Here is a 26,241-nt window from a genome sequence, read left to right on the forward strand (position 1 = left end):
GTGGTCGACCTCGCCTACACTCGGGTACGTGCCACGTGGTGACGGACGACTCAACCACGACCTGCTCCCCGGTGAGAAGGGCCCCCAGGACGCTTGCGGCGTCTTCGGTGTCTGGGCTCCGGGCGAAGAGGTCGCCAAGCTCTCCTACTTCGGGCTCTACGCCCTCCAGCATCGGGGCCAGGAATCCGCGGGAATCGCGGTCAGCAACGGCTCCCAGATCCTCGTCTTCAAGGACATGGGCCTCGTTTCCCAGGTCTTCGACGAGACCTCGCTCGGATCGCTCCAGGGTCACATCGCGGTCGGTCACGCCCGCTACTCGACCACCGGTGCCTCCGTGTGGGAGAACGCCCAGCCGACGTTCCGTGCCACCGCGCACGGCTCCATCGCGCTCGGCCACAACGGCAACCTGGTCAACACGGCGCAGCTCGCCGAGATGGTCGCCGACCTCCCCAAGGACACCAACGGCCGGTCCACCCGGGTGGCCGCCACCAACGACACCGACCTGCTCACCGCGCTCCTCGCGGCCCAGGTCGACGACGACGGCAAGCCGCTGACCATCGAAGAGGCCTCCATCCGGATCCTCCCGCAGGTCCAGGGCGCCTTCTCGCTCGTCTACATGGACGAGCACACCCTCTACGCCGCCCGTGACCCGCAGGGCATCCGCCCGCTGGTCCTCGGCCGCCTGGAGCGCGGCTGGGTCGTCGCCTCCGAGTCCGCCGCCCTCGACATCTGCGGCGCGGCCTACGTCCGCGAGATCGAGCCGGGCGAGTTCATCGCGATCGACGAGAACGGTCTGCGCACGTCCCGATTCGCGGAAGCGAAGCCCAAGGGCTGTGTCTTCGAGTACGTGTACCTGGCCCGCCCCGACACCGACATCGCCGGCCGGAACGTGTACCTCTCCCGCGTGGAGATGGGCCGCAAGCTCGCCAAGGAAGCCCCTGCCGAGGCCGACCTGGTCATAGCGACTCCGGAGTCCGGCACCCCGGCCGCCATCGGCTACGCGGAGGCCTCCGGCATCCCCTTCGGTGCCGGCCTGGTGAAGAACGCGTACGTCGGCCGTACGTTCATCCAGCCTTCCCAGACCATCCGTCAGCTGGGCATCCGCCTGAAGCTGAACCCGCTGAAGGAAGTCATCAAGGGCAAGCGCCTGGTCGTCGTCGACGACTCGATCGTGCGCGGCAACACCCAGCGGGCCCTGGTCCGCATGCTCCGCGAGGCGGGCGCCGCCGAGGTCCACATCCGGATCTCCTCGCCGCCCGTGAAGTGGCCGTGCTTCTTCGGCATAGATTTCGCGACCCGCGCCGAGCTCATCGCCAACGGCATGACCATCGACGAGATCGGCACCTCCCTGGGCGCCGACTCCCTGGCGTACATCTCCCTCGACGGCATGATCGAGGCGACCACCATCGCCAAGCCGAACCTCTGCCGCGCCTGCTTCGACGGCGAGTACCCGATGGCACTCCCGGATCCCGAGCTGCTCGGCAAGCAGCTCCTGGAGACCGAGCTGGCCGCCGGGCCCGCCGCCACGGCCGCGGCCGACGCGATCCGTCGCCCGTAACACCTGCCTTCCTGCAGTACGACACGAAAGTTCTCATCGTCATGTCTGAGACAACTGGTGCCAGCTACGCAGCGGCGGGCGTCGACATCGAAGCGGGCGACCGCGCCGTCGAGCTGATGAAGGAGTGGGTGAAGAAGACGCAGCGCCCCGAGGTCCTCGGCGGCCTCGGCGGTTTCGCCGGCCTCTTCGACGCCTCCGCCCTCAAGCGCTACGAGCGTCCCCTCCTCGCCTCCGCCACCGACGGCGTCGGCACGAAGGTCGACATCGCGCGCCAGCTGGGCGTCTACGACACCATCGGCCACGACCTGGTCGCGATGGTCATGGACGACATCGTGGTGTGCGGCGCCGAGCCGCTGTTCATGACCGACTACATCTGCGTCGGCAAGGTCCACCCCGAGCGGGTCGCCGCCGTCGTCAAGGGCATCGCCGAGGGCTGTGTCCTGGCCGGGTGCGCCCTGATCGGCGGCGAGACCGCCGAGCACCCCGGTCTGCTCGGCCCGGACGACTTCGACGTCGCCGGTGCCGGTACGGGCGTGGTGGAGGCCGACCGCCTCCTCGGCCCGGATCGCATCCGTAAGGGTGACGCCGTCATCGCCATGGCGGCCTCCGGACTTCACTCGAACGGGTACTCGCTCGTCCGGCATGTGCTGCTGAACCAGGCCGGTCTGTCCCTGGACGCGCACATCGAGGAGTTCGGCCGCACGCTGGGCGAGGAGCTCCTGGAGCCCACCAAGATCTACTCGCTGGACTGCCTGGCGCTGACCCGCACGGCCGAGGTGCACGCCTTCTCGCACGTCACCGGTGGCGGACTCGCAGCCAACCTGGCCCGTGTCATCCCCGACGGCCTGCACGCGATCGTGGACCGCTCCACCTGGACCCCGGCCCCGGTGTTCGACCTCGTCGGCAGGACGGGTGACGTCGAACGCCTGGAGCTGGAGAAGACCCTGAACATGGGCGTCGGCATGATCGCGATCCTGCCGGAGGAGTCGGCGGACGTGGCCCTGACGACCCTGGCCGACCGCGGCGTCGAGGCCTGGGTGGCCGGCGAGATCACGGACCGCGGCGACCGCGCCACGGGTGCGGAGCTGGTCGGTGACCACGCCGCCTGACGAGGCCGCACCGCCTGACGAGGGCAGAGCAAAACCCGGTCCGGCGGTGGTAACCGCTGGACCGGGTGATGCAGAGCTGAATCGTCAAGCGCCGCGGCGTTGAGACGTAGGACCGGACTCGTCGTCCTCGTCCTCGTTGTCGTTGTACAGATCCGCGTACTGGGCGTACGGGTCGTCTTCCTCGTCGTCGTCCTCGAACGGCTCGCCATTCGGCGGTTGATTCGAAGTCGAAGCGCCCAGCTCGCTGGCCAGACGCGACAGGTCTGTCCCGCCGCTGTTGTACTTCAGCTGGCGGGCGACCTTCGTCTGCTTGGCCTTGGCCCGGCCGCGCCCCATGGCTCGACCCCCTCGGTGATGGGGCCCGGCGGCCCCAGAGTCTTGACACGCGTTCATGATCTGGAACGGGCTCTCCATGGAGAGACCCGTCCGTAGGGCTTCCACGGTACCTGAGCCCGCGCCCATACGGTACGTCGCCCGCAGGACGTGCCCGGACCCAGAACCCTCGAGGTGCCCTGTCCTCGCTGGTCAACCGCGATTTTAACCACTTATCCACGGCCGACCCGCCGACGAACGTGAGAGTTCTCTCTAAGTGTGCGCCGACGGGTACCGGTCAAACCTGCGAGTGCGCCTGGCGGGTCACCGCGTCCGGCGGGCCGTGGCCGCCTCGTGCATCCGCTGCTCGGCGATCCGGTCGGCCGCGGCGGCCGGCGGAATCCCATCCGCCTTCGCACGTGCGAATATGGCCAGCGTGGTGTCGAAGATCTTCGCGGCCTTCGCCCTGCACCGCTCGAAGTCGAACCCGTGCAGCTCGTCGGCGACCTGGATGACACCGCCGGCGTTCACCACGTAGTCCGGCGCGTAGAGGATCCCGCGGTCGGCGAGGTCCTTCTCCACGCCCGGGTGGGCGAGCTGGTTGTTGGCGGCGCCGCAGACGATGCGGGCGGTCAGCACCGGCACGGTGTCGTCGTCCAGGGCCCCGCCCAGCGCGCACGGGGCGTAGATGTCGAGCCCGCCCACCCGGATCAGCGCGTCCGTGTCGGCCACGGCCGTCACGCCCTCCGGGTGCCGGTCGAGGATCCGGCGTACGGCCTCCTCGCGCACGTCCGTGATCACGATGTCGGCGCCCTCGGCGCGCAGGTGCTCCACCAGGTGGTGCCCGACCTTGCCGACGCCCGCGATGCCGACCCGGCGGTCGCGCAGCGACGGATCGCCCCACAGGTGCTGCGCGGAGGCGCGCATGCCCTGGTAGACGCCGAAGGCGGTGAGGACGGAGGAGTCCCCGGCGCCGCCGTTCTCGGGCGAGCGTCCGGTCGTCCAGCGGCACTCGCGCGCCACGACGTCCATGTCGGCGACGTACGTGCCGACGTCGCAGGCGGTGACGTAGCGGCCGCCGAGCGAGGCGACGAACCGGCCGTAGGCGAGGAGCAGCTCCTCGGTCTTGTCCCGGTCCGGATCGCCGATGATCACGGCCTTGCCGCCGCCGTGGTCGAGACCGGCCATGGCGTTCTTGTACGACATCCCGCGGGCGAGGTTCAGCGCGTCGGCGACGGCCTCCGCCTCACTCGCGTACGGGTAGAAGCGCGTGCCGCCGAGCGCGGGGCCCAGGGCGGTGGAGTGGAGGGCGATGACGGCCTTGAGACCGCTGGCACGGTCCTGGCAGAGCACGACTTGCTCATGACCGCCCTGATCCGAGTGGAACAGGGTGTGCAGTACATCAGCAGGTGCGCCGGTTACGTCGGTCACTGTGGTGACTCCTGAAGTAAGTAGCGGCGGGTGGAGACCGGCTCCCGTACAGGTGGCGGGGGCTGTGAGCATGAGATTAGAGCCTGGGAGCCCCGGTCAGCGCGCAGTGCTCAGGATCACCTGCTCGCCGGGTGCGTCCGTGCGACGATTTGCATAGTTTTCCCGCTCGTTTGTGTGCGGGTTTCGCAGGTTTTCCTGGCAGACGGCGGGGGAGGGAGCAGGCGTGCCCAAGGTGTCCTCGTTGATCGTCCCGTACGCCACCTATCTGCGTGTGTACGAGCCGCTGGCCGCCTTCCCGGAGCCGGAGCGCGGCCACTGGGCGCGCTACGCCCGCCGCCCCGACCGTCCCTCGTACCAGGACGAACTCCGCCGCTCCCTGTCCGACTTGCTGCCCACCCCGCCCATCCCGGTGCCGGTGCACGAGAGCGGTGACGCGTTCGTGCTGGAGGTCGACGGGGTGGTGTGCGTGTGCCCCTGGCGGACCCGGCTGCGCGGCTGGCAGGCCCTGGCCGAGTTCGGCGACGAGCTGCCGCGGCCGGTCCTGGAGGCGGTGCTCCCACAGGTCGTACGGCAGCAGGCCGCCCAGGACTACGAGCGCTGGCTGGCCCGCAACCCGGACGCCCGGCCCTGGATCCGTACGGCGACCTGGCAGGTGCCGCTGAACTGGTTCGTGCTGGTCTCCGACGAGGAGCGGCGCTTCGACAAGGGCTCCGGCGACGTCCCGCCGATGCTGCGCTACCGGACGCCGATGGTGCAGGCCCGGCGCCGGGTCGCCCGTGGCCTCAGGGCGCTCAAGGAGGCCATCGACGAGGGGCCGCTGATCGACGGTCTGGTGGACGTCGGGCGCTGGCTGGAGGAGTTCCACCCGCGCTCGCTGGTGGAGCTGGACTACGGCGGCCTGGTGCACACACTGCCGGCCGGCGAGCTGGAGGACGACCACTCGGCGGCCGACGTGGCCGAGGGCATCCAGGCGCTGCGCAGCGGTGACGGGGTCGCGGCGGGCGAGGCGTACGCGCGGCTGGTGGAGCGGTGGCGGTCGGTCCGGGACCGGCGCTCGGCGAACTGAGCGTGGCTCAGGTCACTCAGGTGACCCAGGTAACGAACTGACGTTTGACCTGACGCCCGTTTTGGGGTTTCGTCCTCGGACCGAGGTTTCTCCTCGGTATGTCCTGAGGTTTCGTCAACAAGGGACGTAGGTCCCGATCCGGGGCGTTTGATGCCAAGCGTGACGGACCGCACGTACGCGGCCCTTGCGTCCCTTGCCCCTCCTCATGCCAAAATAGGACAAGGAGTCCGGGGGAACTCCGTCCGTCCCGTTCTGTTGTAGTACGGGCGGAATCTCAGCATTGCATGTGCTTAGGGGGGTCTGATGACTCCTGATCGTCCTGTGACTGATCGTCACAGCGGCGTGACTGTCCGCTATGGCATGGTCCATCGGCTTCCGTCGCTGATGAACACCTGGAGGGGCAATTCCATCGGTTTGGCCGACGCGGCTGGACGGATGGTGTAGTTGTAGTGCCGAGGACAAGCCGTTCGTCCTATAACCGACTCGACTCGCGTCCGCCATTTCGGGCAACGCGGGTCAAGGTGCAGAATTTAGAGGAAAGAACCGAGAAGGTTCGGTTCTCCCGAGGAGGCCGCTCATGACCGCTCGCACCCCTGATGCCGAGCCGCTGCTGACCCCGGCTGAGGTCGCCACGATGTTCCGCGTCGACCCGAAGACGGTCACGCGGTGGGCGAAGGCCGGCAAGCTCACTTCGATCCGAACGCTCGGCGGTCACCGCCGATACCGCGAGGCTGAGGTCCGCGCTCTGCTCGCGGGCATCCCGCAGCAGCGCAGCGAGGCCTAACAACTGAATAACCGGGCAAAACCGGCAGTTCCCCCAACATGCCGCGGCGCCCGGACCCTTGGCTCCAAGCGACGCGGGTTCTGCCCCAACAGAACCCACGCCCAGGCCCCTCCGGGCTTCCCAAGCAGTGACAGGGTGCGTCGTCGATCGCGCTGGACTCCGCCGAGTCCAGCGCGATCTTTTTGTGCGCGCGTGTGCGTACGTGTGTGGGTGCGGCGTGGCCTACGGGGCGGCTCTGTGAGCGGGCTTGTCGGACTCTGGGGAGGGCTGTCGGATCTCCTGTGGGCACGCCCTGACGCTGGTGCAATTGCACATATTAAATTGACCAGTTGTAGGTGAGGCGTAAGTACCGCGGTTTCAGAAACTCATGCAGTGACACCCGTCACATGCCAGAGTCCTTGTTGCCCCTGGTTCATGTGCGCTAGAGGAGGGACAGCTTCCATCGCCCCCCAGCGGAGCGGGCGTTGGGGCCGGGTCACGGTCACGCACCGGAGGGACTCTCGTCCTCGACGGCCCCCTCGGGCGTCTGCGCGGTGTGTGGGGCGCCGTCCATCGCCAGTCGCAACAGGCGATGGCAGATCGAGCAATGACGTGTCAGGTGGCGATAGGAGGAAGCGGCCGCCAGATGGGCACGGAGCAGCGCCCGAGTCTCGTGCCTGGTCGATGCCGCCATACCCCACCTCCAAGGGGCCGCACGGGAAACGGGCCCTGGTTTCTGGGTACCGAGCGAAAGTGACGCCGTCAAGGGCGCGGTGGGCTCCGCCGGTCGAGCCGATGCCGGGCGCCGGCGCGGACGTGACGGCCGTCGCTGGGGGTGGGCCCCCGGGTCCCCGGCCCCCGGTGCTGATGCGGGGCGCTCCTGAGGGCTGCTCCCCCGGCCGGCATTGATGCGGGCCGCTCCTGGGGGCTCCGCCCCCAGACCCCCGGCCTGTGCCCACCCGCCACCCGACTCGGTCGGCCAGGAAGTGACGGCATGAGTAAGGCCCGCTGCCGATGTCGGCGAGCGGGCCGCTTACTTCACTGCGGTCCTGACGGGATTTGCTGTACCCGATGGCGGCTGCGCCGCGGGCGCGGCCTCCACCTCGACAGGGTGGCGAGCTGGGTCGGTGGGTTGTTGCATGAGTAAGGCCCGCTGCCGATGGCGAGCGGGCCTTTACTTTCACTGCGGTCCTGACGGGATTTGAACCCGCGGCCTCCACCTTGACAGGGTGGCGAGCACTCCAAACTGCTCCACAGGACCAGGTTTCGCGGCGCTATTCGTGCGTTGCGCTGCGAGAAGAGACTGTACAGGAGGGTGAGCCCCGGGTCGAACTCACCCGGTGTGCGGGCGCCGTTACGGCACGGCCGCGTCGATCGCCTTCACGATCCGCTTGTCGGAGATCGGGTACGCCGTGCCGAGGGCGTGGGCGAAGTAGCTGACCCGGAGCTCCTCGATCATCCAGCGGATGTCCAGGACCGAGGACGGGATCGGGCGGCCCTGGGGCATCTGCTCCAGGAGCCAGGCGTACTCGTCCTGCATCTCGTGGACCTTCTCCATGCGGGCCGTGTCCCGCTGGACGCCGGTCGGCATCTGCTGGAGCCGGCGGTCCGCGGCGACCAGGTAGCGCATGAGGTCGGGGAGCCGCCGTATCCCGGCCTCCGTCACGAAGCCGGGCCGCACGAGGGCGTCCAGCTGCTTGCGTACGTCCTGGAGGTTCGCCAGGAGCACCGCGCTCCGTACGCCCTTCAGGCGGCGCTCGCAGGCCTGCCAGGCGGCGAGGACCTGCTGCACCTGGCCGACCGTACGGACCGTGGTGTCGACGATCTCCGAGCGCACCTTGTCGTACAGCTTCCGGTAGGACTCCTCGTCCCACACCGGGCCGCCGAAGTCGCCGATCAGCTTGTCCGCCGCGGCCATCGCGCAGTCGTCGAACAGGGCCTGGACCGAGCCGTGCGGATTCGCGGACAGGGCGAGCTTCTGGGCGTTCGTGAGGCGATCGCTCGCGAACTTCGCCGGGTTGACCGGGATGTTGCGCAGGATGAGGCGCCGCGTGCCCTTCCACATCGCCTCGGCCTGCTCTGCCTCCGTGTCGAACAGCCGCACCGAGACGGTGTTCGCCGTCGGTCCGTCGTCGACCAGCGCGGGGAACGCCTTCACCGGCTGGCCGGCGCGGCGGGTCTCGAAGACGCGGGTGAGGGAGCCGATCGTCCAGTCGGTGAGGCCCTTGCGTTCCAGGGACTCGCCGCCCTGGCGCTCGGCCGTCGCCGCGGCGGCCTGGGACAGGGCCTGGCGGGCCTTCGGCTTCAGCTGGAGCTTCAGCGCCTGAAGGTCCTTGTCCTCGGCCAGCTTGCGGCGGCGCTCGTCGACGATCCGGAAGGTGATGCGCAGGTGCTCGGGGACCCTGGACCAGTCGAAGTCGTCCGCGGTGAAGGGCACGCCGACCATGCGCTTGAGCTCCCGCGCCATGGTGGTGGTGAGCGGCTCCTGCAAGGACTGTGCTTGATTGCGCCCCTCCGGGGACGACGCTGTGTCCAGGAACCGCTTCGCGAAGTTCGGTGCCGGCACGTAGTTGCGGCGGATCGGCTTCGGGAGGGACCGGATCAGCTCGGTGACCAGCTCTTCCCTCAGGCCCGGGATCTGCCAGTCGAAGCCCTCGTCCGTGACCTGGTTGAGGACCTGGAGCGGGACGTGGACCGTCACACCGTCCGCGTCCGCACCCGGCTCGAACTGGTACGTCACCCGGAACTTGAGCTGACCCTGCCGCCAGGAGTCCGGATAGTCGTCCTTGGTGACCGCCTGAGCCGACTCCCGGATGAGCATCTCCCGCTCGAAGTCCAGGAAGTCGGGCTGCTCGTGCCGCTTGTGCTTCCACCAGGAGTCGAAGTGGGCGCCGGACACGACGTGTTCGGGCACCCGCTCGTCGTAGAAGTCGAAGAGCGTGTCGTCGTCGACCACGATGTCCCGCCGCCGCGCGCGATGCTCCAACTCCTCCACTTCGCTGAGGAGTTTGCGGTTGTCGGCGAAGAACTTGTGGTGCGTACGCCAGTCGCCCTCGACCAGGGCGTTGCGAATGAAAAGCTCGCGGGAGGTCTCCGGGTCGATCCGGCCGTAGTTGACCTTGCGCTGGGCGATGATCGGGACGCCGTAGAGCGTGACCTTCTCGTACGCCATCACCGCGGCCTGGTCCTTCTCCCAGTGCGGTTCGCTGTACGTGCGCTTCAGCAGGTGCTCGGCGAGGGGTTCGATCCACTCGGGCTCGATCTTGGCGTTGACGCGGGCCCAGAGGCGGGAGGTCTCCACCAGCTCGGCGGACATCACGAAGCGCGGCTGCTTCTTGAAGAGGGCGGAGCCCGGGAAGATCGCGAACTTGGCGCTCCGCGCGCCCAGGTACTCGTTCTTGTTGCCGTCCTTCACGTCCTTCATGCCGATGTGCGAGAGCAGACCGGCGAGGAGGGAGACGTGCACGCTCTGGCCGGCCGCGTCCTCCTCGTTCGGATGGATGCCCATCTGCTTGGCGACGGTCCGCAGCTGCGAGTAGATGTCCTGCCACTCACGGATGCGCAGGAAGTTCAGGTACTCCTGCTTGCACATCCGCCGGAAGGACGAGGAACCGCGCTCCTTCTGCTGCTCACGGATGTACCGCCACAGGTTGAGATACGCGAGGAAGTCGCTGGTCTCGTCCCGGAAGCGGGCGTGCTGCTGGTCGGCCTGGGTCTGCTTGTCGGCGGGGCGCTCGCGCGGGTCCTGGATGGACAGCGCGGCCGCTATGACCATGACCTCGCGGACACAGCCGTTCTTGTCGGCCTCCAGGACCATCCGCGCCAGGCGCGGGTCGACGGGCAGCTGCGCGAGCTTGCGGCCGGTGTCGGTGAGCCGCTTGCGTACGTCCTTCTGCGCCGGGTCCAGTGCGCCCAGTTCCTGGAGGAGTTGGACGCCGTCACGGATGTTGCGGTGGTCCGGCGGGTCGATGAACGGGAACTTCTCGATCTCGCCGAGGCCGGCGGCGGTCATCTGCAGGATGACGGACGCCAGGTTCGTCCGCAGGATCTCCGCGTCCGTGAACTCCGGGCGGGCCTCGAAGTCCTCCTCGCTGTAGAGGCGGATGCAGATGCCGTCGCTGGTCCGTCCGCAGCGGCCCTTGCGCTGGTTGGCGCTGGCCTGGGAGATCGCCTCGATGGGGAGCCGCTGGACCTTGGTGCGGTGGCTGTAGCGGGAGATACGGGCGAAGCCGGGGTCGATGACGTACTTGATCCCGGGGACGGTGAGGGAGGTCTCGGCGACGTTCGTCGCCAGAACGATCCTGCGCCCGGTGTGCTGCTGGAAGACGCGGTGCTGCTCGGCGTGCGAGAGCCGGGCGTAGAGGGGGAGGACCTCGGTGAAGCGGTAGTTCTTCTTGGTCAGGGCGTCCGCGGTGTCCCGGATCTCCCGCTCCCCGGAGAGGAAGACGAGGATGTCGCCCTTGCCCTCGGCCTGGAGTTCCTCGACGGCGTCGCAGATCGCCGTGATCTGGTCGCGGTCCCCTTCTTCGCCTTCGGCGGAGTCGGAGTCGTCTTCGAGGAGGGGCCGGTACCGCACCTCCACCGGATACGTCCGCCCGCTGACCTCGACGATCGGCGCGTCCCCGAAGTGCCGGGAGAAGCGCTCGGGGTCGATGGTCGCGGAGGTGATGACGACCTTGAGGTCCGGCCGCTTGGGCAGCAGCTGGGCGAGGTAGCCCAGCAGGAAGTCGATGTTGAGGGACCGCTCGTGGGCCTCGTCGATGATGATCGTGTCGTAGGCGCGCAGCTCGCGGTCGGTCTGGATCTCGGCGAGCAGGATGCCGTCGGTCATCAGCTTGACGAAGGTGGCGTCCGGGTTCACCTGGTCGGTGAAGCGGACCTTCCAGCCGACGGCCTCGCCGAGAGGCGTGTCGAGCTCTTCCGCGACCCGCTCGGCGACGGTACGGGCGGCGACACGACGGGGCTGGGTGTGCCCGATCATGCCGCGGACGCCCCGCCCCAGCTCGAGACAGATCTTCGGGATCTGGGTCGTCTTGCCGGACCCGGTCTCACCGGCGACGATCACGACCTGGTGATCTCGGATGGCCTCCGCGATCACGTCCTTCTTCTGGCTGACCGGCAGCTGCTCGGGATAGCTGACGGCGGGCACGCGACCGCGCCGCGCACTCATCCGCTGCTCGGCCTTCGCCACCTCCGCCTCGATCTCGGCGAGGACGGCGGCACGGGCCTCCGGCTTGCGGATCCTGCGCGCACCTTCGAGCCTGCGCCCGAGCCGGTGCGTGTCGCGCAGGGTCAGCTCGGTCAGGCGGGGGGCGAGAGCGCCGAGGTCGGGGGTGCCCGGAGCGGAGGCGCCGGGGGCGGGGTGCGTAGACATACGCGATCCAGGATCTCATCCCCGGGATTTTCGTGGCGAACGCTTTTGTCTCCGGCGGCGGGGCGGCGTCGTCAGGGCGGAGATTGCCCGGCTTCGGATGCTCCCCCTGTGCCAGAATTCACGGGTTGTGGTGGGGATGCACGGGTAGTGGGGGATGTCTTGTCCGGTGAGCCTGCGGCCTTCATGAGCTACGTCCGTTTCAACGACCGGCACGACGACGGGCAGCTCTCCCAGTTCCGGGAACGGCTCGCCGCCGAGGTGTGGGCGCAGACCGGCGAGGAGTTCGCGATCTTCCAGGACCGCAACGACATCGCCTGGGGACAGAACTGGCAGGCGCGGATCGACGAGGCGCTGGACGCGGTGAGCCTGCTGTTGGTCATCGTCACGCCGAGCCTGTTCCGCAGCCCCGCGTGCCGGGCCGAGGTGTCCCGTTTCCTGGAGCGGGAGGAGAAGCTCGGCCGCCAGGACCTGATCCTGCCCGTCTACTACATCAGCGCCCGGGAGATGGACGATCCTGAGCTGCGCGAGGCCGACGACATGGCCCGGACGCTGGCCACGCGGCAGCACGCCGACTGGCGGGAGCTGCGGTTCGAGCCGTTCACGTCACCGGTGGTGCGCAAGGCGACCGAGCAACTGGCGTTACGGATGCGGGACACCTTCTGGCGGCCGCAGACCATCGCCGCGGCGCGCCCTGACAGGCGCGCGGAGACGGCGGGAGCGGCGACCGAGTCCACGGAGCCGACGGGCGACACGGCCAGGGGCGCGACGAAGACCGAGCCGCCGACCCATGTGGTGGACCCCTACCACCGGGGGGATTTCGTGACGGTCGGCGCGGCCATAGCGAAGGCGAAGCCAGGTGACCGCATCCTGGTCCGGCCGGGCCTGTACGAGGAGAGCCTGGTCGTCGACAAGCCGTTGGAAATACTGGGGGACGGCCCGCTCGAGGACATCGAGATCCGCGCCGGCCAGACCAGCGCGCTGATGTTCCAGGCCAGCATCGGCCGGGTCACGAACCTGACGCTGCGCCAGACCGAGGGCGCCCAGGCATACGCCGTGAAGATCGTCCAGGGTCGGCTGGAGCTGGAAGGCTGCGACATCAGCAGCCAGAGCCTCGCGGCGGTCGCCATCCGTGACGGCGCCGACCCCCGGCTGCGCCGGAACCGGATCCACGGCAGCAAGCAGGCCGGCGTCTTCGTGCTCGACGGCGGCCTGGGCACGCTGGAGGACAACGAGATCACCGGCAACGCCTTCGCGGGCGTGGAGATCAAATCTGCGGGCAACCCCACGTTGCGCCGGAACGAGATCCACCACAACAAGCAGAGCGGCGTCCTCGCCCACAACAGCGGCCTGGGCACGCTGGAGGACAACGGGATCACCGGCAACGGTCACGCCGGCATGAGGATCACCGCGGGCGGCAGCCCGACCGTCCACAACAACCGGATCAACGGCAACGGGTACCAGGCCGTATGGATCGACGGCGGTGGCGGCGGCGTCTTCGAGGACAACGACCTGACCGGCAACAAGAAGGGCGCGTGGGACATCGAAGAGGACTGCGAGCCGAACATGACACGCAGCCGCAACCAGGAATGAACCCCGCCCGCACTACCGCCCGGGCCCCAACGCAACGCCCCCGCCGATGATCTCGACGGGGGCGTTTTCGCTGTTCAGTGACGGTGGCTGGGGCCGGGGCCGGGGCCGGGGCTGGGGCCGGGGCCGGGGTCGAACGGCGACCTGTCGCTTTGGGGCGATGGTTTGCGCCGGCTGGGCTGCGCGAGCCGCGTGGCTTCCGGGGAAGCCTCAGCGGTCCTGACGGGATTTGCTGTATCTGATTGCGGCTTTGCCGCGGGCGCGGCCTCCGCCTTGGCGGGGTGGTGAGCGGGGAGGGGCGCGGCGGGGTGTGTGCGGGTAAAGGGCAAGGGCCCTGTCCGTCTGGACGGGGCCCTTGGGTTGTGGCTGGGGCCGGGGTCGAACCGGCGACCTGTCGCTTTGGGGCGATGGTTTGCGCCGGCTGGGCTGCGCGAGCCGCGTGGCTTCCGGGGAAGCCTCAGCGGTCCTGACGGGATTTGCTGTATCTGATGGCGGCTTTGCCGCGGGCGCGGCCTCCGCCTTGGCGGGGTGGTGAGCGGGGAGGGGCGCGGCGGGGTGTGTGCGGGTAAAGGGCAAGGGCCCCTGTCCGTGTGGACGGGGCCCTTGGGTTGTGGCTGGGGCCGGGGTCGAACCGGCGACCTATCGCTTTTCAGGCGATCGCTCGTACCAACTGAGCTACCCAGCCACGAGGCTTCCGGGGAAGCCTCAGCGGTCCTGACGGGATTTGAACCCGCGGCCTCCACCTTGACAGGGTGGCGAGCACTCCAAACTGCTCCACAGGACCAAGCATTGTGTACGACAGTGTCGCACACGGTGTTGCGTGCCCCCAACGGGATTCGAACCCGTGCTACCGCCTTGAAAGGGCGGCGTCCTAGGCCGCTAGACGATGAGGGCTATCGGCCCGCCTGGGCGCTTCTCAGCGCGTCGGGGACGTGAGAAGCATATGGGATGGCGGGAGGGATCGCCAAAACGGTTTACGGGGCGGTCGGGGTGGGGGGCGTGGACGCGGGTGAGGGAGACGGCGAGGGGGACGGGGTGGCTCCCGGCTGGTTCTCTTCCACCAGGTGGCGGCTGACCTCGGCGGTCGTCAGGCCGAGGCCGCCCAGTTTGATCTCGTCCCAGGCCTGGAGGCGGCGGGTGTCGCGGTCCATGTAGAGGATCGAGGCCTCGATGGGGTCGGGGTACTTGCCCTCGATCGCGCGCAGGCCGCTGCCGCCCGTCGAGCCTTCGATCCGCAGGCGCGTGCCGTTCTTGAGGATCTCCATCTCGTTGTGGTGGAGGTGGCCCGCCAGGACCAGCGGAACCGCGCCGTCCACCCCGCGGGCCGCCGACGGCTCGTGGGCGACGGCGACGTCGACGGGCTTGCCGGCGGTGCTCTGGGCGCGCAGGGCGGCGGCCAGGCGGGCGCCCGCCTGCTCCTGGGACTCCCCGGCGCCGGGGTTGTTCGAGCGGTCGGGGGTGAACTGGGGGTCGCCGATCCCGGCGAAGCGCAGGCCGGCGATGGTCTCGGCCCGGCCGTCGTCCAGGACGTGGACGTTCTTCAGGCCTTCCAGGTAGCGCTGGGTGGTCTGCGAGTCGTGGTTGCCGCGGACCCAGACGTAGGGGGCGCCGAGGTCCTCGATCGGGTCCAGGAAGCCGTTCTCGGCGGCCGAGCCGTGGTCCATCGTGTCGCCGGAGTCGACGATCACGTCCACCTGGTACTGCTCCACCAGCGAGGAGATGATCGGCCAGCTCGCCGGGTTGAGGTGGATGTCCGAGACGTGCAGGACGCGGATGGTGGACGGGTCGGGCTGGTAGGTCGGGAGCGTCGAGGTGGCGTCGTACAGCTTCGTCACGTTCGTCACCAGGCGGGCCAACTCCTTCTGGTAGACGTCGAATTCGGTGACGATGCTGCGGGCGTTGCCGACCAGGGACGGGGCTGAGGAGAGCAGGCCGGAGAACTTCGGCTCCAGGACCGATTCCGGGTTCCAGGTGGCGTACGCCGTTCCGCCCGAGGCGGCCAGGAGGGTCAGCGCGAGGCCGCCCGCCCCGAGGGCCCGGCGGGGGCGGCGGTAGACCGCGAGGCCGAGGGCGGTGGCGCCGGCGACGACGGCGACGCAGGAGCGTACGGCCAGGTCGAGGGTGCCGTGTTCGACGTCCTTGGTGACCTCGTCCTGGAGGCCGGAGAGGCGTTCGGGGTGGTCGACCAGGGCCTGGGAGCGGACCGGGTCGAGCTGGTCGACGTTGACGTCCAGACGGACGGGGGCCTGGTGGCTGTCCAGTTCGAGGGCGCCGAGCGGCGAGACGTTGATCTTCGTGCCGCCGGTGAGCGACGGGCGCAGGGTCATCGTCGTGTTCATGGGGCCGACCGGAGTCCGCACGTTGCCGACGATCAGCAGCCCCAGCCAGGCGCCGAGGACGACCACGGCGACGAGGCCGAGGGCGCGGGCCCAGGGGTGGGGCTGACGGACGAGTTCCACGGACGGGTGGGGTCGGCGGGCGCGGTAGTGGCGGGCGAGGGCGCGCGGAGTCCTGCGCAGGGGGTTCACGATGTTCCGGACGACGACGGGGACGCGGGCCATTGGTCCCGTATGCCCAAGTGCGCCCGCGGATATGCGGGTGCGCTCCGACTCTCGTTCGACTGCCCTGACTCTGCTCCGACTCTCGTACGGCGGCGGCGTACCGGACAATGGGGCCTGTGCTGGAGATGACGCGCGAGGAGTTCGAGGAACTGGTCGCCGAGGCCCTGGACCGGATCCCGCCGGAGCTGACGCGGCTGATGGACAACGTCGCGGTGTTCGTCGAGGACGAACCCCCGGCGGACGATCCCGAGCTGCTCGGGCTGTACGAGGGGACTCCGCTGACCGACCGGGGCGAGTGGTACGCGGGCGTGCTCCCGGACCGCATCACCATCTACCGGGGGCCGACGCTGCGGATGTGCGGGTCACGGGAGGAGGTCGTGGAGGAGACCGAGGTGACGGTGGTGCATGAGATCGCTCACCACTTCGGGATCGACGACGCCCGGCTGCACGCGCTCGGGTACGGCTGAGGGCCGCTGATACGGGGCGCGTGTCCTCTTGTGGGCGGCGGGAGTTGGGCAGGTTGACTCCTTCACCCTCCACCGGAGGTGGCTGCTCGTGCGCCCCTTGTACGTACCCGTCCGTCTGGCCGCCACGGTCATGGCCGTCGCCGCTGCCGCCGGCTGCATGAACGTCGGCGACGACGACGGCGGGGGGAGCGCCAAGCCCTCGCACTCCGCCGGGCCCCGGGGCGGTGAGGCGCCCGACGGCGGCGCGGCGGTGTCGGGCGGCGCCGGGATCGGCGCGGCGGCCGACGACGGCAAGCACGGGCACGGCAAGGGGAAGAAGGGCGCGGAGGAGTCGGCGTCGCCGTCCGCGACCCCGTCGGCGAAGGGGGGCGCGTCCGCCTCCCCGGGTGCCGAGCCGGGGAGGGGCGAGCCGGACAAGCCGGGGGCGCCGTCGCCGACCGGGGCCGAGCCGACGACCCCGCGTACGGTCGAGCCGCAGCCGTCCCCCACCGAGCCGCCGCCCGCCTCGCCCACGCCGTCACCGACGACCGCCGAGCCGTCGTCCTCGGCCCACGAGCCGCCGGGGCCGCAGCTGGGGCAGCGGGAGCCGGCGCCCACGGCCGGGTCGCCGGTGTGATGTGGCCTACGTCCCTGGGGATCGGTTTGCCTCTGAGGGTGGTGGGTGCGTATGGTGGTAGATCGTTTGATCCCATTGCCCGGCGCCGATGCAGAGCGCGCCGTGTGGCGCGTACTCTCCCTTGCCGTGGCGGACCGCATAGAGGCGGTCGTATAGCGAAACACGGAGTTGACGGGCGCGTGCCGAAGAGACTCCGGAAGGTTTCGCATACGCATGTCCATTTCCAGTACTGATCACGTCGTCGTGCCCGAGAACGAGGGCACCGTCGTGCCCGAGACGACCGGCACCGAGGACGCACCCGAGGTCACCTTCGCGAGCCTCGGTCTCCCCGAGGGCGTCGTGCGCAAGCTCGCCCAGAACGGCGTGACCACCCCCTTCCCGATCCAGGCCGCGACCATCCCGGACGCCCTGGCCGGCAGGGACATCCTCGGCCGTGGCCGCACCGGCTCCGGCAAGACCCTCTCCTTCGGTCTGCCGGCCCTGGCCACGCTGGCCGGCGGCCGCACCGAGAAGCACAAGCCGCGCGCCGTCATCCTCACGCCGACCCGTGAGCTCGCGATGCAGGTCGCGGACGCGCTCCAGCCGTACGGCGACGTCCTCGGCCTCAAGATGAAGGTCGTCTGCGGCGGCACCTCGATGGCCAACCAGATCTACGCCCTGGAGCGCGGCGTCGACATCCTCGTCGCCACCCCGGGCCGCCTGCGCGACATCATCAACCGTGGCGCCTGCTCCCTCGAGAACGTCCAGATCACCGTCATCGACGAGGCCGACCAGATGTCCGACCTGGGCTTCCTGCCCGAGGTCACCGAGCTCCTGGACCAGGTCCCGTCCGGCGGCCAGCGCATGCTCTTCTCCGCGACCATGGAGAACGAGATCAAGACCCTGGTCACCCGCTACCTCACGAACGCGGCCACCCACGAGGTCGACGCGGCGCAGGGCGCGGTGACGACCATGTCGCACCACATCCTGATCGTGAAGCCCAAGGACAAGGCGCCGGTCACGGCCGCGATCGCCTCCCGCAAGGGCCGCACCATCATCTTCGTCCGCACCCAGCTGGGCGCCGACCGTATCGCCGAGCAGCTGCGCGACTCCGGTGTGAAGGCCGACGCGCTGCACGGCGGCATGACCCAGGGTTCCCGTACCCGGACGCTGGCCGACTTCAAGGACGGCTACGTCAACTGCCTGGTCGCCACCGACGTCGCCGCCCGCGGCATCCACGTCGACGGCATCGACCTGGTGCTGAACGTGGACCCGGCCGGCGACCACAAGGACTACCTGCACCGCGCGGGGCGTACGGCTCGTGCCGGCCGCACCGGCACCGTGGTGTCGCTGTCCCTGCCGCACCAGCGCCGCCAGATCTTCCGGCTGATGGAGGACGCGGGCGTCGACGCCGGGCGTCACATCATCAACTCCGGTACGGCTTTCGAGCCCGAGGTCGCCGAGATCACCGGCGCCCGTTCGATGACCGAGGTCCAGGCCGAGTCCGCGGGCAACGCCGCGCAGCAGGCCGAGCGTGAGGTCGCCCAGCTCACCAAGGAGCTGGAGCGGGCGCAGCGCCGTGCCACCGAGCTGCGCGAGGAGGCCGACCGTCTGGTCGCGCGGGCCGCGCGCGAGCAGGGCGAGGACCCGGAGGCGGCGGTTGCCGAGGCGCAGGCCGCGGCCGCGGTGGCCGAGGTCTCCGTGCCCGAGCAGCCGGCGGCGCAGGACGTCGACAGGGCGGACCGGGACGACCGTGGCGGTCGCTCCTACGAGCGCCGGGACAACGACCGTGGCGGTTTCCGCCGTGACGACAACCGTGGCGGTGGCTCCGGCCGTGGCTTCGAGCGTCGTGATGACAACCGTGGTGGCGGCCGTTCCTTCGAGCGCCGGGACAACGACCGTGGCGGTTTCCGCCGTGACGACAACCGTGGCGGTGGCTCCGGCCGTGGCTTCGAGCGTCGTGACGACAACCGTGGTGGCGGTCGTTCCTTCGAGCGCCGGGATGACAACCGTGGCGGTGGCCGTTCCTTCGAGCGCCGGGATGACAACCGCGGTGGTGGCCGTTCCTTCGAGCGCCGGGATGACAACCGTGGTGGCGGTCGTTCCTTCGAGCGTCGTGACGACAACCGCGGCAGCGGAAGCGGCTCCTTCGAGCGCCGGGACAACGACCGTGGTGGCTTCCGCCGCGACGACCGTCCGGCCCGTCCCTTCGAGCGTCGTGACGAGCGCGGCGGACACCGCGGCAGCGACCGTCCGTTCAACCGTGACCGCCAGGGCGACCGCCCCGGCTTCCGCCCCTCCGGCCACGACCGCCCGAACGGTCGTCGTGACGACCACCGCGGCGGCGGCAGCACCGGCACCGGCACCGGCTCCTTCGGTCGCCGTGACGACAAGCCGCGCTGGAAGCGCAACGGCTGAGTCGGTTCCTGAGCAGTGAGAAGTGAAAGCGCCGTGGCGCCCGGAGTTCCGGGCGCCACGGCGCTTTTCGTGCGTCGAGGGCGGTCGGCAGAAAACGCTCTCTGCCCAGCTGTGAAGAGACTGTAAGATCAGCCGACTTCTGAGAGGGATGCGACGGCCGGGGGCCGGGGGGCATCTGATGCAACGCGCTCCCTCTCGTTTGCTTTCCGGGGAGGATCACCTTGGCTCGTCATGTCTTAGTGCGCCGATCGAGAGCGAGACGCGCGGCCGTCGCCGCAGCCGCCTCCGCCGCACTCGCGGCCGGTTTGAGCCCGCTGCTGCCGTCGGCGTCGGCGGCGGAGGTGCCGCAGGAGACGGTGGTGCCGGCCGCGCTGCGGAGCACGAATCTCGTGGCCTCACTCCACGCCGCGGACAACCTCGCGGGTACGGACGGGGCGGGCACCGAGGGCGTCTTCCACCGGCAGGAGGACAGCTCCCGCTACCTGTGGACGCGGTACGCCGACGGCAAGACCTTCGAAGCGCCGGTGGCGACGAGCTCGGTGGCCGTCTCCGGCACGGGCAGCGACGTCCTCGCGTACCGCCACTCCGGCGGCCGTATCGACCTGTGGAACGCCGTGGACGGTACGACCCGTACCGTCCAACTGCCCGCCGGCCAAGGCCTGCTGGCCGTGTACGGCACCACGGTCGTCACCCACCAGGCCGTCACCGGCGCGGACGGGACGACCAGGCGGGTCATCCACCTGCTGACCGTCGGCGCGGACGGGTCCGTCGCCGACAAGGAGGTCGGCGGGCTGCCCGCGGGTATGACGCTCTCGCATCCACGCGGCGCGGACGCCTCGGGTCTGTTCTTCAACGCGATGCTGGACGGCACGCCGCGCATGGTGGCCCTGGACCGTACGACCGCCCAGGTCGTGAGCTGGACCCGGCCGCTGCCCTCCAACACCTACGCCTACGTCGAGCTCTCGCCCGACCACGTCGCCGTCTACAGCCGGACGCGCGGCACCAAGGTGCTGGTGGTGCCCCGCTCCGACCTGTCGGCCGCCCCCGTCGAGGTGACTCCGACGGGAAGCAGCACCGCCAACTACCTGGCGCTGGTGGGTGACTGGCTGGTCCAGCGCCTCAGCAACGACCAGGTGACGGCGCAGCCTCTCGCGGGCGGCCCCGCGGTGACCCTGCTCACTTCGACTCGCCTCGGCCTGTCCACCGTGTCGAACGGCACCGCCCTCGCCGTCGGCCGTACCGCCGCCGACGACTGGGGCATCCAACGCATCCACGCCGATCCGGCCGGCAAGCCGGTCGTCACGCAGGTCAAGGCCCTGCCGAAGCCGCCGGCCCCGATCCAGGGCCTCTCCCTGGAGCAGGGCCGTCTGGTCGTCACCGACACCAGCGGCAGCACCCAGCGCAACGACTACGTGCGGACCGTGGCCGCCACCGGCACGCCCGAGTTCGGCGAGCGCTCCGAGTTCACGCCCCGGCTCGTCTCCGACGTGGTGGTCGGCACCTGCCCGGCGAACGACGTCGCCTGCTCCCAGGTCTTCGGCACCGCGGACGGCCGTATCGCCTGGCTGGAGCACACCAACTCCGACACAGAGGACCTGATCCGGGTCAACGGGCCGACCGAGGCGCGGCTCTGGGAACGGGCCGTGCCGGCGGGCGGTCGTATCACCGACGTGTCCGGGCGGTACGTCCTCTACACGGACACCGACAAGCAGTACGTCTACAAGGTCGGCGACTACGGCACCCCGTCCGTCACCCGCACCCCGGGCGCCGCCGCCCTGTCCGGCGACGTCTTGTGGACGACGGGCACGACCGCCGGCAGCGTCACCGCGTACAGCCTGACGACGAAGAAGACCGCCGAGACCGTCACCACCGACGCGGGCTGCACGCCGGCCGAACTCCAGGCGCTGGGCCGCTATCTGTACTGGACCTGCGACGGCAAGGCCGGCGTCTTCGACCGTACGACGAAGAAGTCCGTGCCCGTGCCGACCGGTGAGGCCAAGCTCGGCGACGGGTACGTCGTCACGCACGACAAGCAGGACGGGAAGCTGACGCTGACGACGGTCGCGGACGGCACGCCCGCGAGCCGCGTGATCGGCGACCTGCCGGACACGGGCGTCTCGCAGCGTGACGTGCGCTGGACGGTCGACGAGTCGGGCGCGAACGCGGCCTACGTCGACGGCCAGGGGCGCGTGCATCTCGTACCGTCCGGGGTGTCGCAGCAGCCGCTGCGGCTGCTCGCGCCTGCCGTGAAGGCGTCGTCCGTCAAGGCGCGCGAGTTCGACACCACGCCGGACACCCTGGCCACCGTGCTGCTGTCGAAGCCGTCCGCGAGCTGGCGGCTGACCGTGCGCAGCAAGGTGACCGGGAAGGTCGTGGACACGCGCGACGGCGGCGCCGCCCGCGGCGAGCTGAGCGTCGGCTGGTCCGGCACCGACCCCAAGAACGCCTTCCTGCCGAACGGTTCGTACGACTGGACGCTGGCCGTGACGCCGGCCGACGGCGTAGGCGCCGCGCTGGAGGTGACGGGCTCGGTCGCGCTGCGCGGCGGCAGCGCCGTACGCCGCGACCACCTCGCCGGCGACGGGGTGGGCGACCTGCTCACCCTCAACTCCTCCGGCGGCCTGACCTTCCACCAGGGCACCGGCAAGGGCACCTTCTCCGGGAAGGTCACCGGGACGGGCTGGGCGACCTCTGTGAGGCCGATCCCCTTCGGCGACCTGAGCGGGGACCGCTGCAACGACGTCCTCGTGCGGCTGAGCAGCGGAGCCCTGCGGCTCTACAAGCCGGGCTGCGGCGCCGCGCTGAAGCCGTCGACGTCGTACACGACCCTTTCCACCAGCGGCTGGAACCAGTACGACGTGCTGACCGCGCCCGGTGACGTGAGCGGCGACGGCCGTCCGGACCTGATCGCGCGCAACACCTCGACCGGTGCGGTGTACCTCTACAAGGGCACGAGCGCGGGCAAGCTGTCGGCGCGGGTGAAGCTGTACGACAACTGGAAGACGTACAAGAAGGTCGTCGGCGCCGGTGACCTGAACGGCGACGGTGTGGGTGACCTGGTCGCCCAGGACAAGGCGAACAACCTGTACCGCTACTACGGCAAGGGCAACGGCACGTTCGGCGCCCGCGCGAAGGTGTTCTCCAACTGGGGTGGTTCCTACAACGCGATCGTCGGCGTCGGGGACATCACCGGGGACGGAAAGAGCGACCTGGTGGTGCGGGACTCGGCGGGGAACGTCTACCGCAACCCGGGCAACGGCAAGGGGTCGTTCGGGGCGCGGGTGAAGATCGCGAGCGGCTGGCAGGGCTACAAGGGTCTTTTCTAAGGATCCTTTCTAGCCAAGTTGTGACGTGTGTCACGCCCCCGGCAGGGGAATTGCTGGGGGCATGACAGATGACGCCAGAGTGAGCGGGCATTCGGATCTCTCGGACGAGGAACGGCTGGCCCAGCTCGGTTACACGCAGGTTCTCGCCCGCCGCATGTCGGCGTTCTCCAACTACGCGGTCTCCTTCACGATCATCTCGGTCCTCTCGGGATGCATGACGCTGTACCTGTTCGGTATGAATACAGGCGGGCCTGCCGTGATCACCTGGGGCTGGGTGGCGGTCGGGCTGATGACGCTGTTCGTCGGGCTCGCGATGGCCGAGATCTGCTCCGCGTACCCGACCTCCGCGGGCCTGTACTTCTGGTCCCACCGCCTGGCACCGCCTCGTACGGCCGCGGCCTGGGCCTGGTTCACGGGGTGGTTCAACGTCCTCGGCCAGGTGGCGGTGACCGCGGGGGTCGACTTCGGGGCCGCGTCCTTCCTGGGCGCGTACCTGAACCTTCAGTTCGACTTCGAGGTCACACCCGGCCGTACGATCCTGCTCTTCGCCGGCATCCTCATCCTGCACGGCCTCCTCAACACCTTCGGCGTGCGCATCGTCGGCATCCTCAACAGCGTCAGCGTGTGGTGGCACGTACTGGGCGTGGCGGTCATCGTGGGCGCGCTGGTGTTCACCCCGGACCGCCACCAGTCGGCGTCCTTCGTGTTCACGGAGTTCGTGAACAACACGGGCTGGGGCAGCAGCATGTACGTGGTGCTTCTCGGCCTGCTGATGGCGCAGTACACCTTCACCGGGTACGACGCCTCGGCGCACATGACGGAGGAGACGCACGACGCGTCGACGGCCGGCCCGAAGGGCATCGTGCAGTCCATCTGGACGTCGTGGATAGCGGGTTTCGTCCTGCTGCTGGGCTTCACCTTCGCGATCCAGTCGTACGACGGCGCCCTCGGCTCGCCGACCGGGGTGCCGCCCGCCCAGATCCTCATGGACGCGCTGGGCGCGACGGCCGGCAAGCTCCTCCTGCTGGTGGTGATCGGCGCGCAGCTGTTCTGCGGCATGGCGTCCGTGACCGCCAACTCCCGCATGATCTACGCCTTCTCGCGCGACGGGGCACTGCCGTTCTCCCACGTGTGGCACACGGTGAGCCCGCGAACGCGTACGCCCGTCGCGGCGGTGTGGCTGGCGGCGCTCGGGGCGCTGATCCTCGGCCTGCCCTACCTGATCAATGTGACCGCGTATGCGGCGGTGACGTCGATCGCCGTGATCGGCCTGTACATCGCGTACGTGATCCCGACGCTGCTGCGGCTGCGCAAGGGTGACGGCTTCGAACGCGGGCCGTGGCATCTGGGCCGCTGGTCCCGCCCGATCGGGATCGTGGCGGTCGGGTGGGTGGCCGTGATCACGATCCTGTTCATGCTGCCCCAGGTCTCCCCGGTGACATGGGAGACCTTCAACTACGCGCCGGTCGCCGTCCTCGCGGTCCTCGCCTTCGCGACGACCTGGTGGCTGGCCTCGGCCCGGCACTGGTTCCTCAACCCCGACCACGAGCGGACCAAGGCCCGCGAGGCGGCCCGCGCGAACGCCCCCGAACCGGTAGATCCCTAACACTCCGGACCCACTCCGCCCCGTCCTTCTCATCCGCCACGGCCGTGTCCCCGATACCCGATCGGAGACACGGCCTCGTCCGGCTATGCTCGGGGTGGCAACATCGCCTGGGCCCTTAGCTCAATTGGCAGAGCAGTGGACTTTTAATCCATTGGTTGTGGGTTCGAGTCCCACAGGGCCTACAGCGGAGCCCCCACGTCAGAGGGATCTGACGTGGGGGCTCGGGCGTTTTTCGGAGGCTTGGTGATCGTTAGCTCGCCCGATGCTCGCCCGAAGCGCAGCGATCACGGGCTCTCGAGCCGCTGCTCGGCCGGGAACTCGACCAGCTCGCCAGGCACGACGTGGCCGTCCCGGGGGACGCTCCCATTCGACAGGGTGGATGCCGTGGTCCCGGAGGCCAGGCACGAAGTCCTCGGGCAGGGCGTCGCCCTCTTCCAGGTTGAGGTCGCGGAGCGTCTGGTTCGCCTCGGCCGGCGATGGTGGCGTCAGCCGACCGGGGCCGTTGAAGGACCGTCAAGCGCGGGCGTGGACGATGAGCGTGCCCACCGTGCGCGGACCAGGCGGCGCGGTAGCACCTGCGGGCGCACGTCCGTGTAGCCGTACCTGCCGAGCAGCTGCTCCCACACCTCCGGCTCGTAGTCCCAGCGCTTCACGACGAGCGGGTCCTCGTCGGGTCCGCGCGGAATGTACGAGGCCTGGCAGCCGTAACAGCCCTCGACGGGAGGTCGCTGCGAGAACGCCGGCGTGCCGCCCGGCCGAAGCAGCCCACGGACGGCCGGCAGCAGAACGGCCGGGTCTGTGAACCACACCGCCCCGTACACCGAGTACACGGCATCGAAAGGGTCGGCGCCGCGCAGGTAGGCGAGTGCGTCCGCTCGCACCAGGGCTCAGGGCGCGCCTGAAGCCGCCACGGCCACCGCCAATCCTGGCATGAGCATGTGACGTCTCCAAGGTGCGTCACATGCTCATGCCCGTGGCATGCGCGCCCAGCCGGCCTGGACGGGGAACTGCCCCGGCAGACGGTCGAGTGGGCCCGTGTGCAGGGTGTGCCTTCCACGGGCGCGGTGCCTATGCCGAGCGGGTCAGGGCGACTCGAACCCTTCGGCAGGCCCTCGTCATTGAGCGGCCTCGTACCCGTCGGAGTCATCGCGAAGGAGAACCGTGGGATCGGGGCGCCGGGTGAGTTCTCGTAGCTTGGTGCGGCTGCTGTGCTCGACGAGGATCGGCACGTAGTTGGGGATACGAGCGTTGCTGAGCGGCTGGTAGCAGTCCTGCACCACATCCCGCACGGTGGCAGCTGTCAGCAGGGTGGCGTAGGAGGCCGTCAGCCGGTCCGTCAGCTCCTGAATAGTGTCAGGTACCGCAGCTTCGGCCGTGTTCGCGCCCATGGGGCGCTCCTCACTGTCGCAGATGGCCGACCGCGACACCCGATCAGTGTCCAGATGCTCGGTGTCGGCCTGTCCACTTCCCACACTTGCACGGATCGCGTCCGTGGAACGGCCCACCGGATCTGTTCATCAACTCGCCATCTCGGATCGGTCGGCCTGCGGGCGGGGCGGCCGAAGGCCCGCGGTATCAGCAGTCCCGGTTGCCTCGTTCACAGCATCAGCAGGTATGGCGAGGAGGACGCCGCCGACTCCGGCGCGGGATTCACGCGACTCATCGGCGGCGTCCGGGGAACTCGGCAGGTAGCGGCGCAGCCACCGAGATCAGGTGTGGTTCGTCGTCCACCGGCAGGGGTAGACAGATGCTCGCATTCGTGGCCGCCGCACTCTTCGCCATCGCCTTCATCATCCGTGTCACCGAGACGTCGACCGAGGTGATCTTCAGTCCGACGAGCCTCATGCTTGCCGGACTTGCCTTCCTCGCTGTGCACTCGGCCGGCGTGGGGTCTGGCTGGTCCCCCCGGCGAAGCTCCACCAGGGGAAACTCCACCCGGAGGAGCGGAAGTCGACGCTGAGCAAAGCTCGCCGGCGGATCCGAGCGCGGAGCCGCCGCGGATTACCCACCAGCGGGGCTGAGTTGCGCCCGGATCAGGCGATCACCGTCTGCAGTCGGGGGCTGTCCC

17 protein-coding genes and 5 tRNA genes are annotated in these 26,241 nt (G+C 69.6%); 11 read left to right on the forward strand and 11 right to left on the reverse strand.

Features of this window, described 5'->3' with window-relative positions; all coding sequences use genetic code 11:
* The first annotated feature begins 28 nt into the window (after positions 1-28).
* A complete protein-coding gene (purF, locus tag OG252_RS26880) occupies positions 29-1,558 on the forward strand; it encodes an amidophosphoribosyltransferase (RefSeq protein WP_266437075.1) in 1,530 nt (509 codons plus the stop codon).
* A 41-nt stretch (positions 1,559-1,599) separates the two neighbouring features.
* Positions 1,600-2,667 (forward strand): phosphoribosylformylglycinamidine cyclo-ligase, encoded by a 1,068-nt coding sequence (gene purM, locus OG252_RS26885; RefSeq protein WP_329339299.1) that lies wholly within the window; start codon positions 1,600-1,602, stop codon positions 2,665-2,667.
* Positions 2,668-2,751: 84 nt separating this feature from the next.
* Here purM and OG252_RS26890 read toward each other — a convergent pair whose 3' ends face one another.
* Both OG252_RS26890 and OG252_RS26895 read right to left on the reverse strand, forming a co-directional pair.
* A complete protein-coding gene (locus OG252_RS26890) occupies positions 2,752-3,003 on the reverse strand; it encodes a DUF3073 domain-containing protein (RefSeq protein WP_266437079.1) in 252 nt (83 codons plus the stop codon).
* Between the two features lie 300 nt (positions 3,004-3,303).
* Positions 3,304-4,410 carry a Leu/Phe/Val dehydrogenase gene (locus OG252_RS26895; RefSeq protein WP_329339301.1) on the reverse strand — a complete coding sequence of 369 codons (1,107 nt, stop codon included), beginning with the start codon at positions 4,408-4,410 and terminating at the stop codon, positions 3,304-3,306.
* 223 nt (positions 4,411-4,633) lie between these two features.
* Between OG252_RS26895 and OG252_RS26900 the strand changes: the two genes are divergently transcribed.
* Together OG252_RS26900 and bldC are read left to right on the forward strand one after the other, a co-directional pair.
* Complete coding sequence (locus tag OG252_RS26900) at positions 4,634-5,476, forward strand: hypothetical protein (RefSeq protein ID WP_266437082.1); 843 nt, start codon at positions 4,634-4,636, stop codon at positions 5,474-5,476.
* A gap of 577 nt (positions 5,477-6,053) precedes the next feature.
* Positions 6,054-6,260, forward strand: coding sequence for a developmental transcriptional regulator BldC (gene bldC, locus OG252_RS26905; RefSeq protein WP_003949541.1), 207 nt, complete (start codon positions 6,054-6,056; stop codon positions 6,258-6,260).
* Positions 6,261-6,741: 481 nt separating this feature from the next.
* Here the strand turns inward: bldC and OG252_RS26910 are convergent, their stop codons facing one another.
* From OG252_RS26910 to hrpA, 3 genes are all read right to left on the reverse strand, one after another.
* Positions 6,742-6,933, reverse strand: a complete 192-nt coding sequence (locus tag OG252_RS26910; RefSeq protein WP_329339304.1) for a DUF6274 family protein — start codon at positions 6,931-6,933, stop codon at positions 6,742-6,744.
* A gap of 492 nt (positions 6,934-7,425) precedes the next feature.
* Positions 7,426-7,500, reverse strand: a tRNA-Asp gene (locus OG252_RS26915).
* Between the two features lie 93 nt (positions 7,501-7,593).
* Positions 7,594-11,613, reverse strand: coding sequence for an ATP-dependent RNA helicase HrpA (gene hrpA / locus OG252_RS26920; protein ID WP_329339306.1), 4,020 nt, complete (start codon positions 11,611-11,613; stop codon positions 7,594-7,596).
* A gap of 183 nt (positions 11,614-11,796) precedes the next feature.
* Here hrpA and OG252_RS26925 point away from each other — a divergent pair, with 183 nt between their 5' ends.
* The gene (locus OG252_RS26925) at positions 11,797-13,203 is read left to right on the forward strand and encodes a right-handed parallel beta-helix repeat-containing protein (protein WP_329339308.1); all 1,407 of its coding nucleotides are present in this window, start codon (positions 11,797-11,799) and stop codon (positions 13,201-13,203) included.
* A gap of 608 nt (positions 13,204-13,811) precedes the next feature.
* Here OG252_RS26925 and OG252_RS26930 read toward each other — a convergent pair.
* The 4 genes from OG252_RS26930 to OG252_RS26945 form a co-directional block, all read right to left on the reverse strand.
* Positions 13,812-13,885: transfer RNA gene (locus OG252_RS26930), tRNA-Phe, on the reverse strand.
* Positions 13,886-13,909: 24 nt separating this feature from the next.
* A tRNA-Asp gene (locus OG252_RS26935) sits at positions 13,910-13,984 on the reverse strand.
* A gap of 37 nt (positions 13,985-14,021) precedes the next feature.
* A tRNA-Glu gene (locus OG252_RS26940) sits at positions 14,022-14,094 on the reverse strand.
* Between the two features lie 80 nt (positions 14,095-14,174).
* The gene (locus OG252_RS26945; protein WP_329339310.1) at positions 14,175-15,761 is read right to left on the reverse strand and encodes a metallophosphoesterase family protein; all 1,587 of its coding nucleotides are present in this window, start codon (positions 15,759-15,761) and stop codon (positions 14,175-14,177) included.
* Positions 15,762-15,877: 116 nt separating this feature from the next.
* On the opposite strand from OG252_RS26945, the gene OG252_RS26950 reads away from it, so the two are divergent.
* The 6 genes from OG252_RS26950 to OG252_RS26975 all read left to right on the forward strand — a co-directional run bounded on the left by OG252_RS26950 (position 15,878) and on the right by OG252_RS26975 (position 24,355).
* Positions 15,878-16,228 (forward strand): metallopeptidase family protein, encoded by a 351-nt coding sequence (locus OG252_RS26950; RefSeq protein WP_266437096.1) that lies wholly within the window; start codon positions 15,878-15,880, stop codon positions 16,226-16,228.
* Positions 16,229-16,316: 88 nt separating this feature from the next.
* Positions 16,317-16,844, forward strand: coding sequence for a hypothetical protein (locus OG252_RS26955; RefSeq protein WP_329339312.1), 528 nt, complete (start codon positions 16,317-16,319; stop codon positions 16,842-16,844).
* Between the two features lie 213 nt (positions 16,845-17,057).
* Positions 17,058-19,241 (forward strand): DEAD/DEAH box helicase, encoded by a 2,184-nt coding sequence (locus tag OG252_RS26960; protein ID WP_266437101.1) that lies wholly within the window; start codon positions 17,058-17,060, stop codon positions 19,239-19,241.
* Between the two features lie 239 nt (positions 19,242-19,480).
* Positions 19,481-22,567, forward strand: a complete 3,087-nt coding sequence (locus OG252_RS26965) for an FG-GAP repeat domain-containing protein (RefSeq protein ID WP_329339315.1) — start codon at positions 19,481-19,483, stop codon at positions 22,565-22,567.
* Positions 22,568-22,628: 61 nt separating this feature from the next.
* Positions 22,629-24,173, forward strand: coding sequence for an amino acid permease (locus OG252_RS26970; RefSeq protein ID WP_266437107.1), 1,545 nt, complete (start codon positions 22,629-22,631; stop codon positions 24,171-24,173).
* Positions 24,174-24,282: 109 nt separating this feature from the next.
* Positions 24,283-24,355 (forward strand) — tRNA-Lys (locus tag OG252_RS26975).
* 303 nt (positions 24,356-24,658) lie between these two features.
* Here the strand turns inward: OG252_RS26975 and OG252_RS26980 are convergent.
* A complete protein-coding gene (locus OG252_RS26980) occupies positions 24,659-25,054 on the reverse strand; it encodes a class I SAM-dependent methyltransferase (protein ID WP_266437110.1) in 396 nt (131 codons plus the stop codon).
* A 234-nt stretch (positions 25,055-25,288) separates the two neighbouring features.
* Positions 25,289-25,561: a three-helix bundle dimerization domain-containing protein gene (locus OG252_RS26985; RefSeq protein ID WP_329339318.1), complete on the reverse strand. Its 273-nt coding sequence runs from the start codon at positions 25,559-25,561 to the stop codon at positions 25,289-25,291.
* Between the last annotated feature and the right edge of the window lie 680 nt (positions 25,562-26,241).

The sequence above is a fragment of the Streptomyces sp. NBC_01352 genome, from assembly GCF_036237295.1.
Taxonomy (GTDB): domain Bacteria; phylum Actinomycetota; class Actinomycetes; order Streptomycetales; family Streptomycetaceae; genus Streptomyces; species Streptomyces plumbiresistens.